This window comes from Massilia litorea (assembly GCF_015101885.1).
GTDB classification, from domain to species: domain Bacteria; phylum Pseudomonadota; class Gammaproteobacteria; order Burkholderiales; family Burkholderiaceae_D; genus Telluria; species Telluria litorea.
The window spans coordinates 1,389,364-1,413,292 of record NZ_CP062941.1; the positions used below are offsets into that span (position 1 = coordinate 1,389,364).

Annotated in this window: 24 protein-coding genes; 12 read left to right on the forward strand and 12 right to left on the reverse strand. The window is 63.4% G+C overall.

The features are described from left to right. The first annotated feature begins 43 nt into the window (after window positions 1–43). Window positions 44–1,006, forward strand: coding sequence for an NAD(P)H-dependent flavin oxidoreductase (locus LPB04_RS06190; RefSeq protein ID WP_193687857.1), 963 nt, complete (start codon window positions 44–46; stop codon window positions 1,004–1,006). 72 nt (window positions 1,007–1,078) lie between these two features. Here LPB04_RS06190 and LPB04_RS06195 read toward each other — a convergent pair whose 3' ends face one another. The 8 genes from LPB04_RS06195 to LPB04_RS06230 form a co-directional block, all read right to left on the reverse strand. Then, window positions 1,079–1,699, reverse strand: a complete 621-nt coding sequence (locus LPB04_RS06195; protein ID WP_193687858.1) for a hypoxanthine-guanine phosphoribosyltransferase — start codon at window positions 1,697–1,699, stop codon at window positions 1,079–1,081. 151 nt (window positions 1,700–1,850) lie between these two features. Continuing rightward, window positions 1,851–3,104 carry a phenylacetate--CoA ligase family protein gene (locus LPB04_RS06200; protein ID WP_193687859.1) on the reverse strand — a complete coding sequence of 418 codons (1,254 nt, stop codon included), beginning with the start codon at window positions 3,102–3,104 and terminating at the stop codon, window positions 1,851–1,853. A gap of 28 nt (window positions 3,105–3,132) precedes the next feature. Beyond that, window positions 3,133–3,948: an ABC transporter ATP-binding protein gene (locus LPB04_RS06205; RefSeq protein ID WP_193687860.1), complete on the reverse strand. Its 816-nt coding sequence runs from the start codon at window positions 3,946–3,948 to the stop codon at window positions 3,133–3,135. Window positions 3,949–3,999: 51 nt separating this feature from the next. Then, entirely contained in the window at window positions 4,000–5,301 is a 1,302-nt protein-coding gene (locus LPB04_RS06210) for an ABC transporter substrate-binding protein (RefSeq protein ID WP_193687861.1), read from the reverse strand. 49 nt (window positions 5,302–5,350) lie between these two features. Then, window positions 5,351–6,409: a branched-chain amino acid ABC transporter permease gene (locus LPB04_RS06215; protein WP_193687862.1), complete on the reverse strand. Its 1,059-nt coding sequence runs from the start codon at window positions 6,407–6,409 to the stop codon at window positions 5,351–5,353. A 3-nt stretch (window positions 6,410–6,412) separates the two neighbouring features. Further along, window positions 6,413–7,309, reverse strand: coding sequence for a branched-chain amino acid ABC transporter permease (locus LPB04_RS06220; RefSeq protein WP_193687863.1), 897 nt, complete (start codon window positions 7,307–7,309; stop codon window positions 6,413–6,415). Then, the gene (locus LPB04_RS06225; protein WP_193687864.1) at window positions 7,306–8,136 is read right to left on the reverse strand and encodes an ABC transporter ATP-binding protein; all 831 of its coding nucleotides are present in this window, start codon (window positions 8,134–8,136) and stop codon (window positions 7,306–7,308) included. Before LPB04_RS06225 ends, LPB04_RS06220 begins: the two co-directional genes overlap by 4 nt. After that, a complete protein-coding gene (locus tag LPB04_RS06230) occupies window positions 8,136–10,091 on the reverse strand; it encodes an AMP-dependent synthetase/ligase (protein WP_193687865.1) in 1,956 nt (651 codons plus the stop codon). The genes LPB04_RS06225 and LPB04_RS06230 overlap by 1 nt, the downstream gene beginning before the upstream one ends. A gap of 132 nt (window positions 10,092–10,223) precedes the next feature. Between LPB04_RS06230 and LPB04_RS06235 the strand changes: the two genes are divergently transcribed. The 8 genes from LPB04_RS06235 to LPB04_RS06270 all read left to right on the forward strand — a co-directional run bounded on the left by LPB04_RS06235 (window position 10,224) and on the right by LPB04_RS06270 (window position 16,170). Beyond that, complete coding sequence (locus LPB04_RS06235) at window positions 10,224–10,910, forward strand: Crp/Fnr family transcriptional regulator (protein ID WP_407943882.1); 687 nt, start codon at window positions 10,224–10,226, stop codon at window positions 10,908–10,910. A gap of 57 nt (window positions 10,911–10,967) precedes the next feature. Continuing rightward, window positions 10,968–12,797 (forward strand): aminopeptidase P family protein, encoded by a 1,830-nt coding sequence (locus LPB04_RS06240; RefSeq protein WP_193687866.1) that lies wholly within the window; start codon window positions 10,968–10,970, stop codon window positions 12,795–12,797. After that, complete coding sequence (locus LPB04_RS06245) at window positions 12,797–13,057, forward strand: hypothetical protein (protein ID WP_193687867.1); 261 nt, start codon at window positions 12,797–12,799, stop codon at window positions 13,055–13,057. Before LPB04_RS06240 ends, LPB04_RS06245 begins: the two co-directional genes overlap by 1 nt. 28 nt (window positions 13,058–13,085) lie before the next feature. Further along, window positions 13,086–13,829, forward strand: coding sequence for an MgtC/SapB family protein (locus LPB04_RS06250; RefSeq protein ID WP_193687868.1), 744 nt, complete (start codon window positions 13,086–13,088; stop codon window positions 13,827–13,829). Between the two features lie 31 nt (window positions 13,830–13,860). Next, window positions 13,861–14,442, forward strand: coding sequence for a DUF924 family protein (locus tag LPB04_RS06255; RefSeq protein WP_193687869.1), 582 nt, complete (start codon window positions 13,861–13,863; stop codon window positions 14,440–14,442). After that, complete coding sequence (locus LPB04_RS06260) at window positions 14,442–15,275, forward strand: Rossmann-like and DUF2520 domain-containing protein (protein ID WP_193687870.1); 834 nt, start codon at window positions 14,442–14,444, stop codon at window positions 15,273–15,275. The genes LPB04_RS06255 and LPB04_RS06260 overlap by 1 nt, the downstream gene beginning before the upstream one ends. Window positions 15,276–15,305: 30 nt before the next feature. After that, window positions 15,306–15,683: an MAPEG family protein gene (locus LPB04_RS06265; protein WP_193687871.1), complete on the forward strand. Its 378-nt coding sequence runs from the start codon at window positions 15,306–15,308 to the stop codon at window positions 15,681–15,683. Between the two features lie 124 nt (window positions 15,684–15,807). Further along, window positions 15,808–16,170, forward strand: coding sequence for a hypothetical protein (locus LPB04_RS06270; RefSeq protein ID WP_193687872.1), 363 nt, complete (start codon window positions 15,808–15,810; stop codon window positions 16,168–16,170). An 89-nt stretch (window positions 16,171–16,259) separates the two neighbouring features. Here LPB04_RS06270 and LPB04_RS06275 read toward each other — a convergent pair whose 3' ends face one another. Beyond that, on the reverse strand, window positions 16,260–16,838 hold the full coding sequence (locus LPB04_RS06275) for a molybdopterin-dependent oxidoreductase (protein WP_193687873.1): 579 nt from the start codon (window positions 16,836–16,838) through the stop codon (window positions 16,260–16,262). A 51-nt stretch (window positions 16,839–16,889) separates the two neighbouring features. Between LPB04_RS06275 and LPB04_RS06280 the strand changes: the two genes are divergently transcribed. Then, window positions 16,890–17,486 carry an alpha-ketoglutarate-dependent dioxygenase AlkB family protein gene (locus LPB04_RS06280; protein WP_193687874.1) on the forward strand — a complete coding sequence of 199 codons (597 nt, stop codon included), beginning with the start codon at window positions 16,890–16,892 and terminating at the stop codon, window positions 17,484–17,486. A gap of 182 nt (window positions 17,487–17,668) precedes the next feature. Next, window positions 17,669–18,241 carry a porin family protein gene (locus LPB04_RS06285; protein WP_193687875.1) on the forward strand — a complete coding sequence of 191 codons (573 nt, stop codon included), beginning with the start codon at window positions 17,669–17,671 and terminating at the stop codon, window positions 18,239–18,241. Between the two features lie 82 nt (window positions 18,242–18,323). Here LPB04_RS06285 and LPB04_RS06290 read toward each other — a convergent pair whose 3' ends face one another. The 3 genes from LPB04_RS06290 to rarD all read right to left on the reverse strand — a co-directional run bounded on the left by LPB04_RS06290 (window position 18,324) and on the right by rarD (window position 21,712). Then, on the reverse strand, window positions 18,324–18,869 hold the full coding sequence (locus tag LPB04_RS06290) for an REP-associated tyrosine transposase (protein ID WP_193687876.1): 546 nt from the start codon (window positions 18,867–18,869) through the stop codon (window positions 18,324–18,326). Window positions 18,870–19,088: 219 nt separating this feature from the next. After that, window positions 19,089–20,756: an energy-dependent translational throttle protein EttA gene (ettA, locus tag LPB04_RS06295; RefSeq protein WP_193687877.1), complete on the reverse strand. Its 1,668-nt coding sequence runs from the start codon at window positions 20,754–20,756 to the stop codon at window positions 19,089–19,091. Window positions 20,757–20,821: 65 nt separating this feature from the next. After that, window positions 20,822–21,712, reverse strand: coding sequence for an EamA family transporter RarD (gene rarD, locus LPB04_RS06300; protein WP_193687878.1), 891 nt, complete (start codon window positions 21,710–21,712; stop codon window positions 20,822–20,824). Between the two features lie 249 nt (window positions 21,713–21,961). Between rarD and LPB04_RS06305 the strand changes: the two genes are divergently transcribed. Then, on the forward strand, window positions 21,962–23,839 hold the full coding sequence (locus tag LPB04_RS06305; protein ID WP_193687879.1) for a potassium transporter Kup: 1,878 nt from the start codon (window positions 21,962–21,964) through the stop codon (window positions 23,837–23,839). Window positions 23,840–23,929: the final 90 nt, after the last annotated feature.

Below are 23,929 nucleotides of genomic sequence, written 5' to 3' on the forward strand. Positions count from 1 at the left end.
AATCAGTCAGTCACGCTCCATTACACCACGCCGAAAGTTGCCCATGACGCTGCCAACCGTACTGCAAAACCTCTCCTTACCCGTCATCGCCTCGCCGATGTTCATCGCCAGCGGTCCCGCCCTGGTCGCGGCGCAGTGCAAGGCGGGGATCGTCGGTTCCTTCCCGGCCCTGAACGCCCGTCCGGCCGAGCTGCTCGACACCTGGCTGACCGATTTACAGAAAGAGCTGGCCGACTACCAGGCCGCCCATCCGGATCGTAAAGTCGGCCCGATCGCCGTCAACCAGATCGTCCACGCCTCCAACGCCCGCCTCGAGCACGATGTCGAAGTCTGTGTCAAACACCAGGTGCCGATCATCATCTCGTCCCTGCGCGCGCCGCCGAAAGAGATGCTCGATGCCGTACACAGCTATGGCGGCATCGTGCTGCATGACGTGGTCTCGATCCGCCATGCGCAGAAGGCGCTCGAAGCCGGTGTCGACGGCCTGATCCTGGTCGCGGCCGGCGCCGGCGGCCATGCGGGCGCGCTGTCGCCGTTCGCGCTGGTGGGAGAAGTGCGTAAATTCTTCGACGGCCCCCTGGCCCTGTCCGGCTCGATCGCCACCGGCGACGCCATCCTGGCGGCGCAGGCGATGGGCGCCGATTTCGCGTATATCGGCTCGCGCTGGCTGGCAACCAAGGAATCGAACGTCAGCGACGACTACCGCGACGCCATCGTCGAATCGAGCGCGGCCGACGTGGTGTACACGAATTTGTTCACTGGCGTGCACGGCAATTACCTGAAAAAATCGATCGTCAATGCCGGGCTCGATCCAGACGCGCTGCCGGAATCGGACAAGAGCAAGATGAGCTTTGGCGACGGCAGCTCGAAAGCGAAAGCCTGGCGCGACATCTGGGGCGCCGGACAAGGCGTCGGCCTGATGAACGACGTGCCGACGGTGGCCGAGATGGTTGAGCGGCTGACACGCGAATACAACGCGGCGCGCGCGCGCCTGGCGCTGCGCTGATCGCTGGACGGGACACGTTCAAAAAACAAAAGGCCTCCATGCAGGAGGCCTTTTTTTGCGGATGATGTCGGTTCAGGACGCTTTCGCATCCGGCACCGGATACTCCAGCTCCGGCTCCGCCGGTTTCAAATCCTGTGGCGAAATGGCCCACAGCCCGGGCAGGTTGCGCCAGTAACCGTAGACGTCCATGCCGAAACCGACCACGAAGGCGTTCGGCAGCGTCAGGCCGACAATATCGGCCACGATCGGTTTATTGCGTCCGATGTCCTTGTCCGCGAACACGGCGATGATGACCTCGGCCGCGCCCATGTCGAGCAGGCGCTGTTTGACGTGCGCCAGCGTCTCTCCTTCGTCCAGGATGTCGTCGAGCACGACGATCGTGCGTCCGGCCACGTTCTGGCGCGGGATCACTTTCCACACCACTTGTCCGCCGCGGTCGTCGTCGCCGTAGCGGCTGACGTGGATGTAGTCGAATTCGAGCGGGAAGTCGAGCTGGGGCAGCAGGGTGCCCGTGAACACGACGGCGCCGCCCATTACCCCCAGCACCAGCGGGAAGCCGGCACCTGGCGCTTTAAAACGCTCGTTGAGCACGTCGGCCACCTGGCCGACCGCAGCCTGCACCTGGCTCGGGGTAACGATCTCTTGCGCATGTTCAAGCAGGGCTTGGGCGCGTGTAACATGAAAATCTTGCATGAGTATTGACGGTAAGGGGGCAATGCGCCAATTATCGCGAATATTTCCGATGACGGGCGGACATTTGGCAGGGGTCCGTTCCTGCCCTCCTTGTCTTCCTTGCCATGATGGTTTCCTTGCCCATCCCCGAGGGCGAAACAGGCACGGCCGCCTAGCTGTAGTCGCGCGCATCCTCGATCAGCTTGCCGTCCTCCGGCAGCGCGCCCGGCGCAACAAAGGCAACTTCGCCGCGCAGCTTGGTGACTTCGCGTATCGAGGCGCCGATGGCCGCGGCCAGCGCGGGATCGGGCCGCCTCTCCACTTCGCACTGCAGCGTCATCACATCGTTGGCCATCTGCCCCGACACCACCAGCCGCGCCTTCAGAATGGCGGGATGGCGGCGCACGATATTCTGCACCTGCGAGGCGTGCACGAACATGGCACGGACCTTGGTGGTCTGGTCCGCGCGGCCGAGCCAGCCGCGGATGCGGCTGTTGGTGCGTACGCCGCGCCTCTCTTCCACCAGCAGTGCCGACAAATCGCCGGTGGCGAAACGGATCAGCGGATAGTCGGGATTGAACAGGGTGACGACGACTTCGCCGATGTCGCCGGGCGCCACCGGCTCGCCGCTGCCGGGCCGCACGATTTCCAGCAGCACCTCTTCGTCGAGCACCATGCCCGGATCGAGCACGCCGTCGGTGGCGGTTTCATAGGCGATGCTGCCGATGTCGGCCGAGGCATAGGTCTGGAACACGTGCGGCACGCCCTGTTCGCGGAACCAGCTGCGCAGGGACTCCGGCAGCGCCTCGGCGCCGAGCAGAGCGTGCCGCACGCTGCCGATGTCGGCGCCGGTTTCGCGCGCCTTTTCGATGATGATGCGCAAAAACGAGGGGGTGCCGACATAGGTATCCGGGCGCAATGCCGCCATCGCCTGCACCTGCATTTCGGTCTGTCCGGTACCGGCCGGGATCACGCTGCAGCCGATGCGGGAAGCGCCGCTTTCGACCATGAAGGCGGCCGGCGTGAAGTGGTAACTGAAACAGTTCTGCAGCAGCCCGCCGGCGCGCACGCCGGCCGCAAACAGGGGCCGCGCGAAGCGCCACCAGTCCTGGCCGCGCCCTTCGGGGTCGAAGATCGGGCCGGGCGACATGAACACGTGCGCCAGTTCGGCCGTCGGCGTCGCGGCCAGGCCACCGAAAGGCGGCCTCTCCTCCTGCAGCGCCTTTAAATCGGATTTGCGCGTCACCGGCAGCGCCGCCAGCGCCGCGCGGCTGGTGATGGCGCCGGGGTCGACGCCGTCCAGGATCCTGGCCCAGCCCGGGGCCTGTTGCGCGCGCGCGATCAGGCCTGGCAGGCGCGCCAGCAGCGCACGTTCGCGTTCTTCGGGCGCGCGCGTTTCCAGCGCATCGAGAGGGTTGCTCGTCATGGTGCTCTCCGTGAGAGGGAGGCTGGATTCAGGCCAGCCAGCGTTTGCGGCGTCGGTAAAACTTCATGTCCCTGAAACTTTTACGGCCGGCGCCGGACACGCCCAGATAAAATTCCTTGACGTCCTCGTTGTTGGCCAGGTCCTGCGCCGCGCCTTCCATCACCACGCGCCCGTTCTCGAGGATGTAGCCGAAATCGGCGTAGCGCAGGGCGACGTTGGTGTTCTGCTCGGCCAGCAGGAAGGAGACGCCTTCCTTTTCATTTAAATCTTTCACGATGCCGAAGATCTCGTCGACGATCTGCGGCGCGATGCCCATCGACGGTTCGTCGAGCAGGATCATCGAGGGGTTCGCCATCAAGGCGCGCCCGATCGCGCACATCTGCTGCTCGCCGCCCGAGGTATACCCGGCCTGGCTGCTCCGTCTTTCTTTCAAACGCGGAAAATAGTGGTACACCGATTCGAGCGCGGCTTTCAGTTCGCCGCGCCCGATGTTCCGGGTATAGGCGCCCGTCAGTAAATTTTCTTCGATCGTGAGGTGGCCGAAGCAGTGACGTCCCTCCATCACCTGCGACAGGCCGCGCCTGACTAACTCGTTCGGCGTCAATTGGTCGATGCGCTCGCCCTGGAAGCGCACCTCTCCCTTGGTGACGTCGCCGCGCTCGCCGCGCAGCAGGGTCGAGATGGTTTTCAGGGTGGTCGACTTGCCGGCGCCGTTCGCGCCCAGCAGGGCCACGATCTTCCCCTTCGGGACCTGCAGCGACACCCCCTTCAAAACCAGGATCACGTGGTCGTAAATGACTTCGATGTTGTTGACGGACAGGTAGGGCGCGCTGGTGCTGGTCATGGTTATTTTTTCCGAAAACGCCCCCGCCAGGCGGCGGGGGCGGTTCATCGATTACTGCATGCAGGCAGGCGTGATGTTCTTTTCCTTGGCATAGGCCAGCGACGACTCTTCCAGCAGTTTGCGGGTCAACGCCTTGTCGCCGACCACCCAGTTCGGCGTGATCGCGACCCACTTCTTGCCATCCCACTGCTGGACTTTCACAGCCCCGGAACCCTCGTGGTCCTCGCAGCTGGTCTTCACGGTCGGGAACATGCCGAAGGCGCCGAGGGCTTTCTGGCGTGCCGCATCGACGTTCAGGTTTTCCAGGCCCCAGCGCACCTGCTCGCCGGTCATGGTTTTACCCTTGCCGAATTTCTCCTGCGCGGTGCGGATCGCCTCGACCCAGAGCACGCCCAGGGTCACGCCGCGCATGTGATAGACGGAGCCGATGCGGCCCTGGTCGGCCAGGTTGCCCTTGCCGGCGGCGTAGACTTTCTTGCGGATCTCGTCGATCAGCGGGTAATTGCCCGGCGTATTAAACGTCATCGAGGTATAGCCCTTGGCCGCTTCGCCCGACGGGATCGTGTCTTCTTCCGAACCGGCCCACCAGACGCCGAGGATTTTCTCGCGCGGGAAGCCGTTCCTCTGTGCGGTTTTGATCGCCACCGAATTCATCACGCCCCAGCCCCACAGGATCACATGGTCCGGTTTCGCCTGGCGGATCTGCAGCCATTGCGATTGCTGCTCGCTGCCCGGCGGCGCCACCGCAATTTTGATCAACTCGAACCCGTATTGCGCAGCCTGGGCATCGAGCACCGGCATCGCTTCCTTGCCGAAAGCCGAGTCGTGGTACAGGTAGACGATCTTTTTGCCTTTCAGCTTGGGATAGCCGCCGTTCTTGTCGGCCAGGTACTTGATCATCGCGGCGGCCTGGTTCCAGTAGCTGGTGATCAAGGGGAACACGTACGGAAAAACTTTGCCGTTGGCCGCGTCCGAGCGGCCGTAGCCGAGCATGGTCATCGGGATTTTATCGGTCGCGACGCGGTCGACGATGCCGTAGGCGATGCCGGTCGAGAGCGGGTCGACCAGGGTGGCGCCGCCGTTCTTCGTTTTCATGCGCTCGTAGCACTCGACGCCGCGCGAGGCGTTGTATTCGGTCTCGCACTCTTCCCAGGTCATCTTGACGCCGTTGATGCCGCCGTTCGCATTGACCAAATTAAAATAGTCGATCATGCCGCCGTAGAAGCCGGAACCGCCGGCACCGTAAGGGCCGACGCGATACGAGGGCAGGGCGACGAACTGGTCGGCCGCCAGCACCTGGCCGCCCGCGCCCATCAGGGCTGCGGCGAACACGATCGATTTCATGAGTTTCATGGGTGTCTCCTCTTTATTAACGACGTTTGAATAGCGGATAAAAACCAACTCAATGCGGGAAGGGCCACAAGCGTAATTTCTCTTTGCCGATCTGCCACAGGCGCGCCAGCCCATGCGGTTCGACGATCAGGAAGAAGATGATCAATCCGCCGAACACCATCAGCTCGAGGTTCGAGGCGTAATTCGTCGCCAGTCCCAGCGCGTGCGCCAGCATGTTCAGGAAAATCGGCAGCAGGACAATAAAAGCGGCGCCGAGGAAGGAACCGAGAATGGAACCGACGCCGCCGATGATCACCATGAACAGGATCCGGAACGACAGGTCCAGGCTGTAGGCTTCCGGTTCCACCGTGCCGAGATAGGCAAACGCGTACAGGGCGCCGGCCACGCCGCAATAAAACGAGCTGACGGCAAACGCGAGCAGCTTGGTGCGCAGCGGCCGGAAACCGATCACTTCGGCCGCCATGTCCATGTCGCGGATCGCCATCCACGAGCGTCCCACGTTCGAGCGGATCATGTTCTTGGCCAGCAGCGCCATCAGGGAAACGATTCCCAGCACCAGCAGGTATTTCGCTTGCGGCGACACGAAGCGGTAGCCGAAGATCTGCATCGTCTGCACCGTCACCACGCCCGATGAACTGTAGTTGGTCAGGTACGGGATCTTGGTCAGGCACCAGATGACAAAGAACTGGGTGGCGAGGGTCGCCGCCGCCAGATAAAAGCCGCGGATGCGCAGCGAGGGCAGGCCGAAGGCGATGCCGACCAGGGCAGCGCACAGGCCGCCCAGGATAAAAGCGAGCAGCAGCGGCATGCCGGGAATGCGCGCCACGAAATTGAACGAGGCATAGGCGCCGACCGCCATGAAGGCGGCGGTGCCCAACGACAGCTGGCCGGCGTAGCCCGTCAACATGTTCAAGCCGAGCGCGGCCAGCGCAAAAATCAGGAACGGAATCAGGATGGCGGAGAGCAGGTAAGGGGAGGCCAGCAGCGGCACCGCCGCCAGGGCGACCGCCAGCAGCGCGCACAGGGCGACGCGGTCCTGGCGGATCGGCAGGATCTGGCCGTCGGCGACATAGCTCGTTTTGAACTGTCCGGCTTCGCGATAGAGCATGGTTTAAATTCTCCGGATGATTTTTTCGCCGAACAGCCCTTCGGGGCGCACCAGCAGGAACAGCAAGGCCAGCACATACGGGAACCAGCCTTCGATGCCGCCGCCCACCATCGGCCCGATATAGACTTCGGCCAGCTTTTCGCTGGCGCCGATGATCAGGCCACCGACGATCGCACCCGGTACCGAAGTGAACCCGCCCAGGATCAGCACCGGCAGCGCTTTCAGGGCGATGAAGGTCAATGCGAACTGCACGCCATTGCGCGCGCCCCAGAGCAGGCCGGCGACGAGCGCCACCAGTCCCGCGACCGACCAGACGACGACCCAGATTCTCTGCAGCGGAATGCCGACGGCCAGCGCCGCCTGGTGGTCGTCTGCCACCGCGCGCAGGGCGCGCCCGACCCGCGTTTTCGTGAACAGCAGCGCCAGGGCGACCACCAGCACCGCGCACACCACGGCCGCCGTCATGTCGAACTGCGATACCAGGATATTGAAATGCTCCATCAGGTATTCGTTTGGCACGTCCTCGATCGGCAGCTCGAGTTTACGGACCTGCGAACCCCAGAGCAGCTGGGCCAGGCCCTCGATAAAAAACGCCAGGCCGATCGTGGCCATGAACAGCGTGATTTCCGGCTGGTTCACCAGGGGCCGCAGCACGACCCGTTCGATGGCCAGCGCCAGCGCGATCATCACCAGGATCGTCAAGGGAATGGCGAGCCAGAGCGAGACGCCGAATTTGTCGACCATGCCGACGCAGGTCAGCGCCGCGAAGAAGACCATGGCGCCTTGCGCGAAATTGAAGACGCCCGAGGCTTTATAGATCAGGACAAAGCCGATGGCGACCAGCGCGTACATCACCCCCGACAGCAGGCCGCCGAGCAGCACTTCGATGAAAAAGCTCATGCCGCGCTCCCTTCGTGCGCCTGGCCGAGGTAGGCCTTGATCACGTTCTCATTGGTCCGCACCTCGTCCGGGGTGCCGTCGCCGATCTTCTTGCCGTAGTCGAGCACGACGACGCGGTCGGAGATGTCCATCACCACGCCCATGTCGTGCTCGATCAGGACGATGGTCGTGCCGAACTGGTCGTTCACGTCGAGGATGAAGCGGCACATGTCCTGCTTTTCCTCGACGTTCATGCCGGCCATCGGTTCGTCCAGCAGCAGGATCTCGGGTTCGGCCGCCAGCGCGCGCCCAAGTTCGACCCGCTTTTGCAGGCCGTAGGGCAGGCGCCCCACCGGCGTCTTGCGGATCGCCTGGATCTCGAGGAAATCGATGATCGCCTCGGCCTGTTCGCGGTGCGCGATTTCTTCCCTTCTGGCCGCGCCCAGGTAAAACGCCTGCTGCAAAAAATTCGTTTTCATTTTGAGGTTCCGGCCGGTCATGATGTTGTCCAGCACCGTCATCCCTTTAAAGAGCGCGATATTTTGAAAAGTGCGGGCGATGCCCGCTTTCGCCGCGCCGTAGCAGTCCATGTTCGTGCGGTGCACGCCGCGCAGCACGATTTCTCCCTGCTGCGGGCGGTACACGCCGTTGATCACGTTCAGCATCGAGCTTTTGCCGGCGCCGTTCGGCCCGATAATGGCGCGGATCTCGTGTTGCTTCACGTCGAAGGAAATGTCGGTCAGCGCTTTCACCCCGCCGAAGGAGAGCGAAATGTTTTTCAGGTCGAGGATCACGTCGCCGATCCGGCGCTCGGTGCCCGGCTGGCCTGGGGGCTGGGTCATTTCCATCACGCCGCCTCCTGCAGCACGGGATAGGTAGCGGCATCGACGATGCGCAGCTCGGCGCTGACGACACCGCTGCGCCCGTCCTCGAATTTGACCTGCGTGCTGATGAACTGCGAAGTCTTGCCCGTGTACAGCGCCTCGATCAGCACGGCGTATTTTTGGGCGACGAATTTTCTCCTCACCTTGCGCGTGCGGGTCAGCTCGTCGTCGTCCGGATCGAGTTCCTTGTGCAACACTAAAAAACGGTGGATCTGCGTTTGTCCCATCAGCGCTTCATTCGCGAGATCGGCATTCACTTTCTGTACGCAGTCGCGCATCAGTTCCAGCACCTGCGGATTGGCCGCCAGATCCGTGTAGCCGGAATAGGCGAGGTTGCGCCGCTCGGCCCAGTTGCCGACCGCTTCCATGTCGATATTCAGGAAAGCACAGACCTGGTCGCGCCCATTGCCGAAGGCGACCGCCTCCTTGATGAACGGGAAGAACTTCAGTTTATTTTCGATGTAGTTGGGCGCGAAGATGGCGCCGCCGTTCATCCTGCCGACATCGGCCGCGCGGTCGATGATTTTCAGATGCCCATCGCTGTCGAACATGCCGGCGTCCCCGGTGTGAAAATAACCGTCGCTGTCGATCACTTCGGCCGTCGCGTCCGGCCTTTTAAAATAGCCATCCATGTTCGACACGCCTTTTACCAGTACTTCGCCGTTCTCGGCGAGGCGCACCTCGACCCCGGGCGCGGGAATACCGACGCTGTCGAACTTGATGTTCCCGTCCGGCTGCAGGCAGACATAGGCGCAGGTTTCGGTCGAGCCATACAGCTGCTTTAAATTGATCCCGATCGAGCGATAGAAACGGAACAGGTCGGGACCGATGGCCGCGCCCGCGGTGTAGGCGATGCGCACGCGCGACAGGCCCAGCACGTTTTTCAGCGGCTCGTAGACGAACAGCCGGCCCAGCGCATAGTTAAGCCGTTCCAGGGCGCCGACCGGCTTGCCGTCCAGGATGGCGGCGCCGCTGCGGCGCGCCACGGCCATGAAATAGTCGAACATGCGGCGTTTGATGGCGCCCGCGTCTTCCATCCGGATCATGACGGTGGTGAGCATGTTCTCGAACACGCGAGGTGGGGCAAAATAATAGGTCGGGCCGATTTCACGCAGGTCGGTCAGCACCGTGTCGCTCGACTCCGGGCAGTTCACCGTAAAACCGGCGACCATCGCCTGCGCCAGCGAAAACAGGCAATCGCCGACCCAGGCCATCGGCAGGTAGGAAAGGATGTCCTCGCGTTCGGTCAGCTTGTCGAAGCCGACCCCGCCTTCGCCCGCCGCGATCAGGGCCGCGTGCGACTGCATCACGCCCTTCGGCTTGCCGGTGGTGCCCGAGGTGTAGAGGATGATGGCGGTGTCGCTGCCTTGGCCGCTTTGAACCGCGGCGTCGAAGGCGCCGGGGTGGGCCGCATCCCAGGCGCGTCCCATTTCCTGGAGGGCGGCAAACGACAGCAGGCCGGCGTGCCGATAATGGCGCATGCCGCGTTCGTCCTCGAACACGATGCGGCGCACGCGCGGGCACAGGGCCTGCAGTTCGAGCAGTTTATCGACCTGCTCCTGGTCTTCGACCACAGCGAACTCGATATCGGCGTCGTTCAGCACATGCGCCATGTCGGCCGCCGGCGCATCCTGGTAGAGCGGGACCGGCACGCCGCCCAGGCACTGGGCCGCCAACATCGCCCAGTACAGGCGCGGCCGATTGTCGCCGATGATGGCCAGGTTCATGCCGCGTTCGAAACCGAGCGCGGCCAGCCCGCAGGCGAGAGATCTCACCTCGGCATTGACCTGCAGCCAGGACCATTCCTGCCAGATGCCCAGGTATTTCTCGCGAAACGCCGGGCGTGCGCCGCGCTGTTGCCCGTGGGCGAGCAGGCGCCGCGGGAAAGTCTGCAAGGGCACGCTCTCCGATGTCTCCATCGCTGTCTCCTGGTGTGGTTCCGCACGAAATCTTTGGCCGGCGAAATTTTTATGTGAAGATAGTACTTGGCGTTCGTTTAATAAGTTGTCATCTGAATGACAATTGGCCGACTTTCGATGACGCGTTGCACAATGAAAATGCCGACACAGACCCTGCTGGAACACCTGCGCGCCACGATCTGGGGACGCGTGCTGACGCCTGTCGAAATGGCGCGGGTCGAGGCCGACTGTTTCGAGCAGTTCGTCCCGAAAGGCGGTTTTGTCTGCCGCAAGGGAGAAGCGCTGGAAAACTGGGTCGGCATCATCGACGGCCTCGTTAAGATCAATAATTTTTCGCCGTCCGGAAAAAGCGTGACGTTTACCGGGGTGACCGCCGGCGGCTGGTTCGGCGAGGGATCCTTGCTGAAGGACGAATTCAGGAAATACGACGTCATGGCGCTGCGCGACACCCGCGTTGCCCGCATGCCGCGCGCCACCTTCGAGTGGCTGCTCGAGATCAGCCTGCCGTTCAACCGGTTCTTGCTCATGCAGCTCAACGAGCGCCTGGGCCAGTTCATCGGCCAGGTCGAGACCGACCGCATGCTCGACGTCGATACGCGCGTCGCGCGCTGCCTGGCGGCGATGTTCAACGCCCACCTGTATCCGGGCGTGGAACCGCTGGTGCAGCTCTCGCAGGAAGAGATCGGCTACCTGTCGGGCGCCTCGCGCCAACGCGTCAACGTCGCCTTGCAGCTGCTCGAGAAGGCGGGGGTGGTACGGCTCGATTACGGCGGGATCCGGGTGCTCGATCTCGAGGGACTGCGCGCCTTCCAGGCGTAGGATGCACGGCCACGATTGCCTGCGCCATCTCCTATGGTTGGAGGTATGATAGGAGGCATGTCTACTCCAACGCATACCTCTTCCCCTGCGGCGCGTGTAAAACTGCTGCGCGCCGCGATGGCCCGCCACGGCATCGATGCGTATATCGTCCCGTCGAGCGATCCCCACCTGTCCGAATACCTGCCGCGCCGCTGGCAGGGCCGCGAATGGCTGTCCGGTTTTACGGGTTCGGTCGGCACCTTGATCGCGACCGCCGATTTCGCCGGCGTCTGGACCGATGGCCGCTACTGGACCCAGGCCGAGACCGAGCTGGCCGGCAGCGGGATCGCGCTGATGAAGATTCCGTCGGGCGCCAGCCTGCTGCACATCGACTGGTTGGCAAAGACCATGCAGCCCGGCCAGACGGTGGCGGTCGACGCGCGCGTACTCGGCCTGGCCGTGGCGCGCCTGTTGAAGGACGCCTTGCAAGCGCGCGACGTCAAACTGCGCACCGACATCGACCTGCTCGACCAGATCTGGAGCGAGCGCCCGGGACTGCCGACCGAAGCGCTGTACGAACACGCGGCGCCGCACGCGACCTTAGCGCGCGCCGACAAACTGGCCGCGACCCGCGCGGCGATGGCGCAACTGGGCGCCGAGCGCCATTTCATGTCGACGCTCGACGACATCGCCTACCTGCTCAACCTGCGCGGCGCCGACGTCCCTTTCAATCCGGTGTTCGTCGCCCACGCGCTGATCGAACAGGACGGCGCGACGCTGTTTGTCGCCGAAAATAAGGCAGCGCCTGAACTGCGGGCACGGCTGCTGGAAGACGGCGTGCGCCTGGCGCCGTATGCGCAGGCCGCCGCAGCCTTGTCGGCCCTGCCGGCGGGTTCCACACTGCTGGTCGACCCGAGACGTATCACGGCCGGCATGCGTGAAGCCGTGGCCGGCGGCGTCAACGTGGTCGAGGCGATCAACCCGACCACCTTCGCCAAATCGCGCAAGACGGAAAGCGAAGCCGCCAACGTGCGCGCGACCATGGAGCAGGACGGCGCGGCCCTGTGCGAATTCTTCGCCTGGCTGGAAGCGACCCTGGCCGACCCGCAGCGCGCGCCGCTGACCGAACTGACGATCGACGAACGGATCACGGCCGCGCGTGCGCGCCGCCCGGGTTTTGTCAGCCCGAGTTTCGGCACGATCGCCGGCTTCAATGCCAACGGCGCAATCATGCACTATCGCGCCTCGCAGGCTTCCCACGCCGTGATCGAAGGCGATGGCCTGCTCTTGATCGATTCGGGCGGCCAGTACCTGGGCGGCACCACGGATATTACGCGCGTGGTCCCGGTCGGGAACATCACCGACGCCCACCGGCGCGACTTTACCCTGGTGCTGAAGGGGATGATGGCCTTGTCGAGCGCCTGTTTCCCGCGCGGGACCAAAGGTCCGATGCTCGACGCCATCGCACGCGCCCCGATCTGGGCGGCGGGCGTCGACTACGGCCACGGCACCGGCCACGGCGTCGGGTATTTCATGAACGTGCACGAAGGCCCGCAGGTCATCTCCCCATCGGCAGCGCCCGACCCGCACACGGCGATGGAGCCGGGCATGATCACCTCGATCGAGCCGGGCATCTATAAACCGGGACGCTGGGGTATCCGCATCGAGAACCTGGTGCTGAACGTCCCCGCGAAGGAGGAAGGAAATGCGGGCGAGTTCGGAGAATTCCTGCGCTTCGAGACGCTGACCCTGTGCCCGATCGACACGCGCTGCCTCGACTTGTCGCTGCTGCAGCCGCACGAGAAAGCCTGGCTGAACGACTACCATGTGCAGGTGCGCGAGCGCCTGCTGCCGCATGTGGCGGGCAGCGCGCGCGAATGGCTCGAACTGCGCACGGAGGCGATCTGATGGTCTCCGCCCGCTCCACCCGCGCCAGTTCCGCCATCGAGCGTTTAAAACGCCGCACCGGCCACACCGGCTATTCGATGGCCCGCACCGCCAGCGGCGGCTTTTATTTGTCCGAGATGCCGGGCTCTCCCCCGCTGTGCGAGCCGCTCGAACTGGACGACTTCGTCCGTTTCGTGAACGGCCTCGGGCCGCAGGAAGTCAAGCGCATGACCAAGAACGACATCGCGTTCGAGAAGCAGCTGGTCAAGAAAAAACCGTGAGGCGTCCCGTGGTCCCGACAAGCGCGCCATGACGAACGCCCAATACCTGCTGCCCTACTGGTCGCCGAACGAGATCGCCACCAATGCGGTGATCCTGCTGCACCTGGCCGGGGCGCTTTTTCTCGGCCTGCTGGTCGGCTACGAACGCTCCTATCACGGACGCGCGGCCGGCATGCGCACCTATGGCCTGGTGTGCATGGCCTCGTGCGCGCTGACCATCATCAGCGGCTATCCGGAGATGTGGTTCGGCGGCCAGATGGGGGCGATCGGCACGGTCGACCCGACCCGCGTGATGCAGGGCGTGGTAACCGGCATCGGTTTTCTCGGCGCCGGCGTCATCATGCGCGAGGGTTTCAATATCAGCGGCTTGACGACCGCCGCCTCGATCTGGAGTTCGTCGGTGATCGGTATCCTGGTCGGCGTCGGCTTTTATTTGTCCGCGATGGGACTAGCCTTCTTCTCGGCCATGATCATGATCTACCTGACGCGCGTGGAAGCGTTTCTGCCGTCGCGGCGCGCGGTGGCGGTGACGCTGCGTTTTCGCGAAGCCTTCCTGCCGCGCGAGGACGCATTGCGCGAAGCGGCCCTCGAACGCGGCTACCAGATCGCCAACAGCTCGCTGACGATCTCCAGCAACAACGGACGCCAGGAGTGGCGTTTCGTCGCGATCGCGATGTCGCGCCACAACCGTGCCACGCTCACCGAACTGGCCGCCGAACTGGCGGCCTCCGAAGGCGTCGAAGGTTTTCAGCTCTCGCACGCACGTAATTAAATAAAATGAAAACAAGACTGGGGTAATACGGATGAATGCTCAAGACGTTCTCGATTTCTGGTTCCTGCCTGCCGGCGATCCCGGCCATGGCAAGGCGCGGCCCGAATGGTTCCGCAAGGATCCGGCCTTCGACACGCAGATCCGCGAACGCTTCGGCAGCCTGATCGCCCAGGCGATCGCCGGCGGCCTGCGCGAATGGGACCTCGAACAGGGCGCGCAAGGCACGCTGGCGCGCATCCTGGTACTCGACCAGTTCACCCGCAATGCGTATCGCGAGACGCCGGAATCGTTTGCCGGTGACACGCTGGCGCTCGCCGCCGCCCAATCCCTGGTCGAAAGCGGCGGCGACCGCGCATTGGCGCCCTTCCAGCGCGCCTTTGCCTACATGCCCTACGAGCACGCGGAAGACGCGCGCATGCAGCAGTGCGCGGTCGACCTGTTCGCCCGCCTGGCGGGCGAACACGAGGGGTTTACGGAGATGCTCGACTACGCGCACCGCCACCGCGGCGTGATCGCGCGCTTCGGCCGCTTCCCACACCGCAATCCGATCCTCGGACGGGCCTCGAGCGCCGACGAATTGCAGTACCTGAGCCAGCCGGGCGCCGGATTCTGATGCCTGCAACGCTCAATATCGTCGGCGCCGGCCATGTCGGGCGCACGCTGGGCCGCCTGTTTCATGAGCACGGCGTGTTCGCCGTCCAGGACGTGCTGACGCGTTCGCAGGCCAGTGCCGCGGATGCCGTCGCGTTCATTGGCGCCGGCCGCGCGCTGGCGCAGGTGGCGCCATTGCGTCCCGCATCGGTCTGGATGCTGGCCGTCGGCGACGACCAGATCGCGCCCACCTGCGCGGCGCTGGCGGCAGCTGGACTACTGAACGGCGCCACCGTCTTCCACTGCAGCGGCGCCAAGGCCTCCGGTGAACTGCAAGCGGCAAGCCAGGCCGGTGCGCAGGTCGCCAGCATCCACCCGGTGCGCAGTTTCGCCGACCCCGATTCGGTCGCTGCCCATTTTGCAGGCACCTGGTGCGGCGTCGAGGGAGATGCGGACGCGCTGGCGTGCTTGTCTCCCGCCTTCGAGGCGATCGGTGCGCGCCTGGTCGCCATCGATGCTGCCGCCAAGACGGTCTATCACGCGGCCTCGGTATTCGCCTCGAACTACCTGGTGACGGTGCTCGACGCCGCACTGCGCGCCTATGCCGCCGCCGGCGTGCCACCGCACATTGCACGCGAACTGGCCCAGCCGCTGGCGAGCGAAACCCTCGCCAATGTGTTCCGCCTGGGCGCTCCCGCGGCGCTCAGCGGACCGGTCGCGCGCGGCGACATGGCGACCGTGGCACGCCAGCAGGCGGCGCTGCAGGACTGGGATGCACCCACGGCCACGCTGTATGCGGCCCTGGTCGAGGCCACCACGGCGCTGGCCGGGCGCAAGCGCCGCGGCGAGGCCTGACCCCTTCATTACATTCACTGAGGAATATCGATGCTGTTGACCGCCTGGGCCACGCTGGCCGTTCTCGGGGTGTATTTCTGGACCGGCGTCATGGCCGGCTATGCGCGCGTGAAATACAAGGTAGCGGCGCCGTCGATGGACGGGCCCGCCGCCTTCCAGAGCGCCCAGCGGGTGCAGGCGAATACGCTCGAGCAGCTGCCGATCGTCCTGGTCCCCCTGTGGCTGTGCGCTGTGTATTTGAGCGACACCTGGGCCGCGGCCGGTGGCTTGCTCTGGTGCGCGGGACGTATCGCGTATGCGCTGGGTTATTACCGCGACCCGGCCAAGCGCGAAATCGGTTTTGTGCTTGGCATGGTGGCAAGTGGCGCCCTCGTTTGCGGGGCGGCCGTTGGTTTATTGATGCACTAGAGCAAAAAATCTGCATCCAGTAATCGACAAAGTTCCCAAACGGCAATAAGCTTTGCTGTTGAATCCGTCATGTCGGTGACTGGTGCGCGTCGCGCCCGGGCCGGTTCGATGCGTAGGAGGCACCATGTTGTTTTTGAAAAGTACCGCGGCCATGAAGGCACCGGGCATTTATGAAGTCGATGTCGCCGCCAAGCCGCCCGGTAAAACCTTCGGCGTCTACCTGGCAACCGATCCCGACAATCCGCCCCAGGGCGTGCTTGCGGCGCTGGCCGAGCTCGGTTTCAAAAGCACCTACCAGAAGAACTACACCCACCGCGACGGCGGCCGCGTGCTCGACCTGCATTTCGAAAAGGATGGCACCGACCTGTTCAAGGGCTGGAAGGCCGAGGAATGCAGCGCCAACCTGGCCGCCATCAACAGCCTGTTCGGCGATCTCGGCGTGACGGTCACGACCCGCGTGATGAGCATGGCCGAAGCCTACGCCTGATGCCTGCCGGGAGTGCCGCCACCGGTGCTCCGGAGTTCCCCGCTACCTGTTCACGCACGAGCCCGCTTTGCGGCCTCGTGCGTTTGGCATTAAGCCTGCACGGCGATGTGGTACAAGGCCCAGGGGCAGGCGCCGAAACGGGCCGCCAGCGGCTGCGCCGCCATCTCCGGCACCCGGTCGGCATCGTAGACGGCCCACAGCGGTCCCAGGCCCCCGAGCGCCATCGGCCGTCCGTCGAGGTGGGTGGCCAGGATAAAACCCTGGGCCCGCGCCTGGCGCAGGGTGATACCGGCAGCGTAACCGTCGACCGCGCGCAGGGTGATGCGGGTGTCATTTGCCCCCGGCGCGCCGGCCAGGGCCAGCACGTCGGACAACGAGGGGCCGTGCAGGGCATGCGCCTTGCCGTCATACTCGAGCGTAGGGTGGATGGTGCGTGCCGGCAGCCGCGCCAGCGCCGTGAAGTCGAGCGCATGGGCCTGCGTAAAGCTGAGCTTGTGCCTGGCCATCATCTGGTCGAGCGCCGGATCGAGCGCGCCGCGGTTCGGGCGCCGGATATCTCCGCTGATCGTCAGCAGCACCGGGCCGGCCGGCGCAGCGCCGGCCGCGCCGGCCAGGCCGGGCAGGGCGCTCGCGGCGAGGGTCGCGCCGAAGAACTCACGTTTGTTCATGCGACAATTCTCCATCTGGGGATACGCCCATGATAATCGTTCAATGAGTCCATGGATCTGTTCGACACCCCCGGCACACTGTTGCCGATTCCCATCGAAGACGGACAACTGGCGCTGCTGAGCCAGCTGCCGCTGCCCTGGCCGAACGCCGAGGTGTTACAGCGCCTGCTGGACGAGACGCCGTGGCGCCAGGAAAGCGTGGTCGTCTACGGCAAGCGCCATCCCCAGCCGCGCCTGACGGCCTGGTATGGCGAGGCCAGCTATACCTATTCGGGCCTGAAACTGGAACCCTTGCCGTGGACGCCACTGCTGCTGGCGATCCGCGCGGCGGTCGAGGCGGCCTGCGGCGCGCGGTTTAACAGCGTGCTCCTGAACCGCTACCGCGACGGCCAGGACAGCATGGGCATGCACAGCGACGACGAGCCGGAACTGGGCCCGGAACCCATCATCGCCTCGCTCAGCTACGGCACGACCCGTCCCTTTATTTTGCGGCATAAACGCAACAAACAGACCATCCGCATCGCGCTGGAGGAGGGCAGCCTTTTATTGATGAGTGGGCAATTGCAGAAACACTGGCTCCACGGCATCAATAAATCGGCTCGTTCCCTAGGAGAACGGATTAATCTAACCTTCAGGTACGTCGTTTAATCTGCACGTATTCGGCGGCATTTCGCACGCAAAATAACTGAACTTTAGGTCAGTTATCTTACATTTGCTTACAGTTCTTACTGGATTTGGACTGTGTGCACCCTTTTCATGATGCTATCTTGGACACATCGCGATTCACGATGAATTGCGAGCCAGACAACAAACGTGAAAAGGATTTACGTATGAAAAAGCTCATCTTTGCACTGATCGCAGGCTCCGCACTCATGACCGCCGCCCAGGCCCAGACCATCACCCCACATCCGTATGTCGGCGTCGGCGCCTCGGGTGCCGATCGCGAATACAAGGTGAACGGCGCGACCATGAACGACAATGACGGCTACAAGTTTTCGGGCAAAGTGTTCGGCGGCGTCGAACTGACCGATAAATTCGGCGTCGAAGCCGGTTATACCGACTTCCGCAAGGCCGGCGGCAACTACACCCTGAACGGTGCCAACGTTAATACCGAGACCGATGGCTACGGCGCCTATGTCGCCGGCAAGGCCTCCATGCCCCTGAACGACAAGTTCTCGGTCTTCGGCAAGCTGGGCGTGGCCCACACCAAGGCCGAAATGGAATCGGCTACCGCAGGCCTGAACCGCAAGGTCAGCGATAACGGTGGCTACGGCGCCCTGGGCATGCAGTACAACGTGACCCCGCAAGTCGCGCTGACCGCCGAGTACGAGCGCTACGGCAAGAAACAAGACTTCGGTCCAAAGCCGGACGTCTTCACCATCGGCGCGAAGTACCAGTTTTAATGCGTCGCTGAGGTAACAAAGTAAAAGGGCCTGCGGGCCCTTTTTCTATTGGTAGTAGCGCTTGGCGCGCTGCGCTTCCGACTCACAAAGCGGGTGCGGCCCCGATCCCTCCGCCGTTTCGCATGGCCCAGGGCGGCAGAACGGGCGGCGTTTCCAGTTGCGGCGCCAATAAACCCTCGGCAATAAAACGGTGGACCGAGGACCAGGGCCAGTCGTGGGCGCAGGTACACAGGCCATGGCGCACCGGATTGGTGTGCATGTAGTCGATCAGGGAGGCGTATTCGGCTTCGTCGGACACCCGGAATTCCTGGTACTGGCGCGCCCAGATTGCGCCGTCGGCGCTGGCGGCGGCCAGCGATTTGCGCAGCGCCTTGGAAAACGCGATTTTCACGGCGCGCCAGCGGCTGGAACAGTCGTGGTCGCCGGGCGGCAGGGTCCACATCGCGTGGGCATGGTCGGGCAGGACCACCCAGCCGTCGACGTGGAAGGGCTTGCGGACGCGCGCCTGGCGGATGGCGTCGCCAAAAGCGGCGATATGGTCCGTCAGCAGGGTACTGCCACGGTCCAGCAGGCGCACCGTGAAGAAAAAGGTCCCACCGGGGACCCGGTTGTCGCGGTAGTCTGTCATGAGCAAAGTGTGCCAATCGATGGTGATCGCCATGTCGATTGGCGCAAATGGGAGGCGGGAACTGGGATAGGTTCCAAGAGCCTCATCAATGATCGATTCTACACACGGCTTTTCAGGAACCGCGTTTCATTTCCGCGCGAAAATCATCTATCAAAACAAACGCCCGGCAGTGCCGGGCGTCGTGCTCGCAGGAGCCTGTTTCGATGACGATTCGGGGAATCAGGTCGTCAGCGGCTTGTAGCGGATCCGCTTCGGCTTCGCGCCTTCTTCGCCCAGGCGCTTCTTCTTGTCCGCTTCGTATTCCTGGTAGTTACCGTCGAAGAAAGTGACTTGCGAATTGCCTTCGAAGGCCAGGATGTGCGTCGCGATGCGGTCCAGGAACCAGCGATCGTGCGAGATCACCATCACGCTGCCGGCAAATTCCAGCAGCGCATCTTCCAGGGCGCGCAGGGTTTCCACGTCGAGGTCGTTCGACGGTTCGTCCAGCAGCAGGACGTTGCCGCCTTGCAGCAGGGTTTTCGCCAGGTGCAGGCGGCCGCGTTCGCCACCGGACAGGTTGCCGACGATCTTCTGCTGGTCCGAGCCTTTGAAGTTGAAGCGGCCGAGGTAGGCGCGCGACGGCATCTCGAAGCGGCCGACGCTGAGCATGTCGGCGCCGGCGGTGACGTCCTCGAACACGGATTTGTTGTTCGCCAGTTCGTCGCGGTGCTGGTCGACGAGCGAGATGCGCGCCGTCTTGCCGATCACGACTTCGCCGCTGTCCGGCTGCTCTTTACCCGCAATCATTTTAAAGAGGGTCGATTTACCGGCGCCGTTCGGGCCGATGATGCCTACGATCGCGCCTGGCGGTACCGTAAACGACACGTTGTCGAGCAGCAGGCGGTCGCCAAAGGCTTTCGAGACGTTCTTGAACTCGATGACTTCGTTGCCGAGGCGCTCGGCGACAGGAATAAAGATTTCCTGGGTTTCGTTGCGCTTCTGGTATTCGAATTCGGACAGTTCATTGAAGCGCGCCAGGCGTGCCTTCGACTTGGCTTGACGGGCCTTCGGATTCTGGCGCGACCATTCGAGTTCCTTCTGCAGCGCCTTCTGGCGTGCCGATTCGGTCGACTCCTCCTGTTTTAAACGCGCCTGCTTCTGGTCGAGCCAGGAACTGTAATTGCCCTTCCACGGGATGCCCGAACCGCGGTCCAGTTCCAGGATCCATTCGGCGGCGTTATCCAGGAAGTAGCGGTCGTGGGTGATGCCGACCACGGTGCCCGGGAAGCGCAGCAGGAACTGTTCCAGCCATTCCACGGACTCCGCGTCCAGGTGGTTGGTCGGTTCGTCGAGCAGCAGCATGTCCGGCTTGCTCAGCAGCAGTTTACAAAGCGCCACGCGGCGCTTCTCTCCGCCCGACAGGACGCCGATTTTCGCGTCCCACGGCGGCAGGCGCAGCGCATCGGCCGCCATTTCCATTTGCAGGTTCAGGTTGCCGCCGTCGGCCGCGGAGATGATCGCTTCCAGGCGTTCCTGTTCCTTGGCCAGCGCATCGAAATCCGCGTCTTCGTCGGCATAGGCGGCATACACCGCTTCCAGCTTGGCTTGCGCCTCGAAGGCTTCGCCCAGGCCCGATTCGACTTCCTGGCGTACGGTTTTTTCCGGATCGAGCTGCGGCTCCTGCGGCAGGTAGCCGATGTTCAGGCCCGGCATCGGGCGCGCTTCGCCCTGGATGTCGGTGTCGATGCCGGCCATGATTTTTAACAGGGTCGATTTGCCGGAGCCGTTCAGGCCCAGCACGCCGATCTTCGCACCGGGGAAGAAGGACAGCGAGATGTCCTTCAAAATCTGCCGTTTCGGTGGGACGATTTTGCCCACGCGGTTCATCGTATAGACGTAATTAGCCATTATTCAATTCTGTAGAAATGCAAGGTGCAAAGGATACGATAGAAGCGCCCGGTCGGGCACCCCCGTCACGAAACTTTCGGCGCCGGGGCGGCGCGCCCGCGCTGCAGCAGTCCTTCTCCGGCGAACAGGGCCAGCGCCGCCCAGATCAGGACAAAACCGACCAGCCGGTCAGCCGTGAACGCTTCCTTGAACAGCAGCACGCCGAGTAAAAACTGGATGGTCGGCGCCAGGTATTGCAGCAGGCCGAGGATCGACAGCGGAATCTTACGGGCGCCGCTGGCGAACAGCAGCAGCGGGACGGCCGTGATCGGGCCGGACGCGACCAGCAGCCAGCGCGTCGTGTCGGACGGCGTGTTGATGAACGCATTCTCGCCATGCAGCGTCAGCCAGGCAACATAGGCGGCCGCCAGCGGGAACAGCACCATCGTTTCGAAGGACAAGCCCTCCAAAGCGCCGAGGGCGGCCGTCTTGCGTAATAAACCGTAGCCGCCGAAGGTGGCGGCCAGCAGCAGGGCGATCCAGGGCACGCTGCCGGACTGCACCGTGAGCCAGGCCACGCCGAGGGCGGCGATCGCGATGACGGCCCACTGCAAGCGGCGCAGGCGTTCTTTTAATAACAAAAACCCGAACATGATGTTCACCAGTGGCGTAATGAAATAACCGAGGCTCGCTTCGATCACGTGGCCGTTGTTGACCGCCCAGATATACAGCAGCCAGTTGCCGGCCAACAGGACGGCCGAGGCGACGAAACTCCAGAACACGCGCGGCTGGCGTACCTGCTCCAGCCAGCGCCATTGTCTGCGCAGCGCCAGCACGATCAACAGGAAGGCGAGCGACCACAGCATGCGGTTGGCGAGGATCTGCAGCGCCGGCACTTCGCCGATGGCGTGGAAATACAAAGGGAACAGGCCCCAGCACAGGAAGGCCAGGGCGGCGGAAACGATGCCGGTACGCATGAAGGAAGAGGGGATGAGTTGCCAGTCGAGTATTATCGGCGAATTGGCGCGGGTTTGCCGGAGGCAGCATTTTTGTTCACTACCCCGTAAAGGCGCGCTAACGCGCGACCAGCCGAGCCGTATTCGGGCAAACTTGCAACACTACCCAGCGTGCGTATCCTCTGGCCAAGACAGCCATCGAATAGTTCTTGCAATTTTCTTGTCGTTATTTTATGGTGCGCCGCACCAGAACAACAATATGGTGCAATCTTGACGTCGCAAAATAATAAAAGCGGCCTGGCGGCAATGACGCTGGCTGCGGTGGGTATCGTCTACGGCGATATCGGTACCAGTCCGCTATACACCCTCAAGACCATCTTCGACCCGGAACACGGCCTCGCGCTGAACACCCCCAACCTGCTCGGCATCGTCTCCCTGATCTTCTGGGGGCTGACCCTGATCGTCTCGCTGAAATACGTGACCCTGGTGCTGCGCGCCGACAACCGCGGCGAGGGCGGCATCATGGCGCTGATGGCGCTGGTGCTGAACTCCGTCACGAAATCCTCGCGCTGGTACCATCCGCTGATGATGATCGGCGTGTTCGGCGCCACCATGTTTTATGGCGACAGCGTGATCACCCCGGCGATCTCCGTGCTGGGCGCAATCGAGGGCCTGGAAGTGGCGACCCCGGCACTGTCGCACTATGTCGTGCCGCTGGCGGTAGTCGTGCTGGTCGGCCTGTACAGCCTGCAGCGCCACGGCACGGCCGGTATCGGCCGCTGGTTCGGTCCGGTGATGATCGTCTGGTTCCTCGCGCTGGCGGTCATGGGCGTGATCAACATCGCGAAAGCGCCGGTCATCCTCGAAGCCCTGAATCCCTGGCATGCGGCGCGCTTCATGGCGGAAAACAAGTTCATCGCCTTCGTCGCCCTGGGCGCGGTGGTGCTGGCCCTGACCGGCGCCGAGGCCCTGTATGCCGACATGGGCCACTTCGGCAAGAAGCCGATCCGCTTTGCCTGGTTTTTAATCGTGTTCCCGGCCCTGGCACTGAACTACCTGGGCCAGGGCGGCCTGTTGATCACCGATCCGACGGCCATCGAAAATCCCTTCTTCCGCCAGCTTGGCAGCTGGAGCGTGTATCCGCTGGTCGTGCTGTCGACGATGGCGGCGGTGATCGCTTCGCAGGCGACGATTTCCGGCACCTATTCGATGACGAAACAGGCGATCATGCTCGGCCTGCTGCCGCGCATGCGCGTCCTGCACACCTCGGAAAGCGAGATCGGCCAGATCTATATCCCGGCCGTGAACTGGATCCAGCTGGCCGTGGTCCTGATCGCGGTGACCGGCTTCGGTTCCTCGGACCGCCTGGCCGGCGCCTACGGCATCGCCGTCACCGCCACCATGCTGGCCACGACGATATTGACCTTCTTTGTGACGCGCTATCGCTGGAAGCTGCCGCTGGCCGTCTGCATCGGCGCCACCGGCTTCTTCATGCTGATGGACATCGCCCTGTTCTCGGCCAGTACCCTGAAACTGCTGCACGGCGGCTGGTTCCCATTGCTGCTGGGCGCCATCCTGCTGACCGGCATGCTGACCTGGAATCGCGGACGGGAACTGGTCTTCGAAAACCTGGAAGCGCACGCCATTCCTCTCGACGCCTTTTTGCAGTCGCTGTTCGTCGGGCCGCCGACGCGCGTGCCCGGCACCGCGATCTTCCTGCGCGGCGAAACCGACGGCGTGCCGCATGCGCTGCTGCACAACCTGTCGCACAACAAGGTGCTGCATGAGCGCGTCGTCTTTCTCACTGTCCACATCCGGGAAGAACCCTGGGTCCCGGCGGCCGAGCAGGTCCAGGTGGTGGAACTCGGGCATAACTGCTTCCAGTTGAACGTGCATTACGGTTTCAAGGATGAACCGCACATCCCGGGCGTGATGAAGCATTGCGCCACGCTGGGGCTGCCGTTCGAGATGATGGAAACCTCGTTCTTCATCGCGCGCCAGACCGTGATCTCGACCCCGGGAAAGGGCATGGCGCCTTGGCGCGAGCACCTGTTCGCCGCCATGTCGCGCAATGCGCGCGCCGCGGCCGATTATTACCAGATCCCGCCGAACCGCGTCATCGAGCTCGGCACGCAAGTCGAGATCTGATACATAAGCCGTACAAAAAGCGGACAGTCTGGAGGTAGGGGCTCGGGTAAGGTGCAGTGTTTCTCCTGTTAAACACCTACACCTTACGCG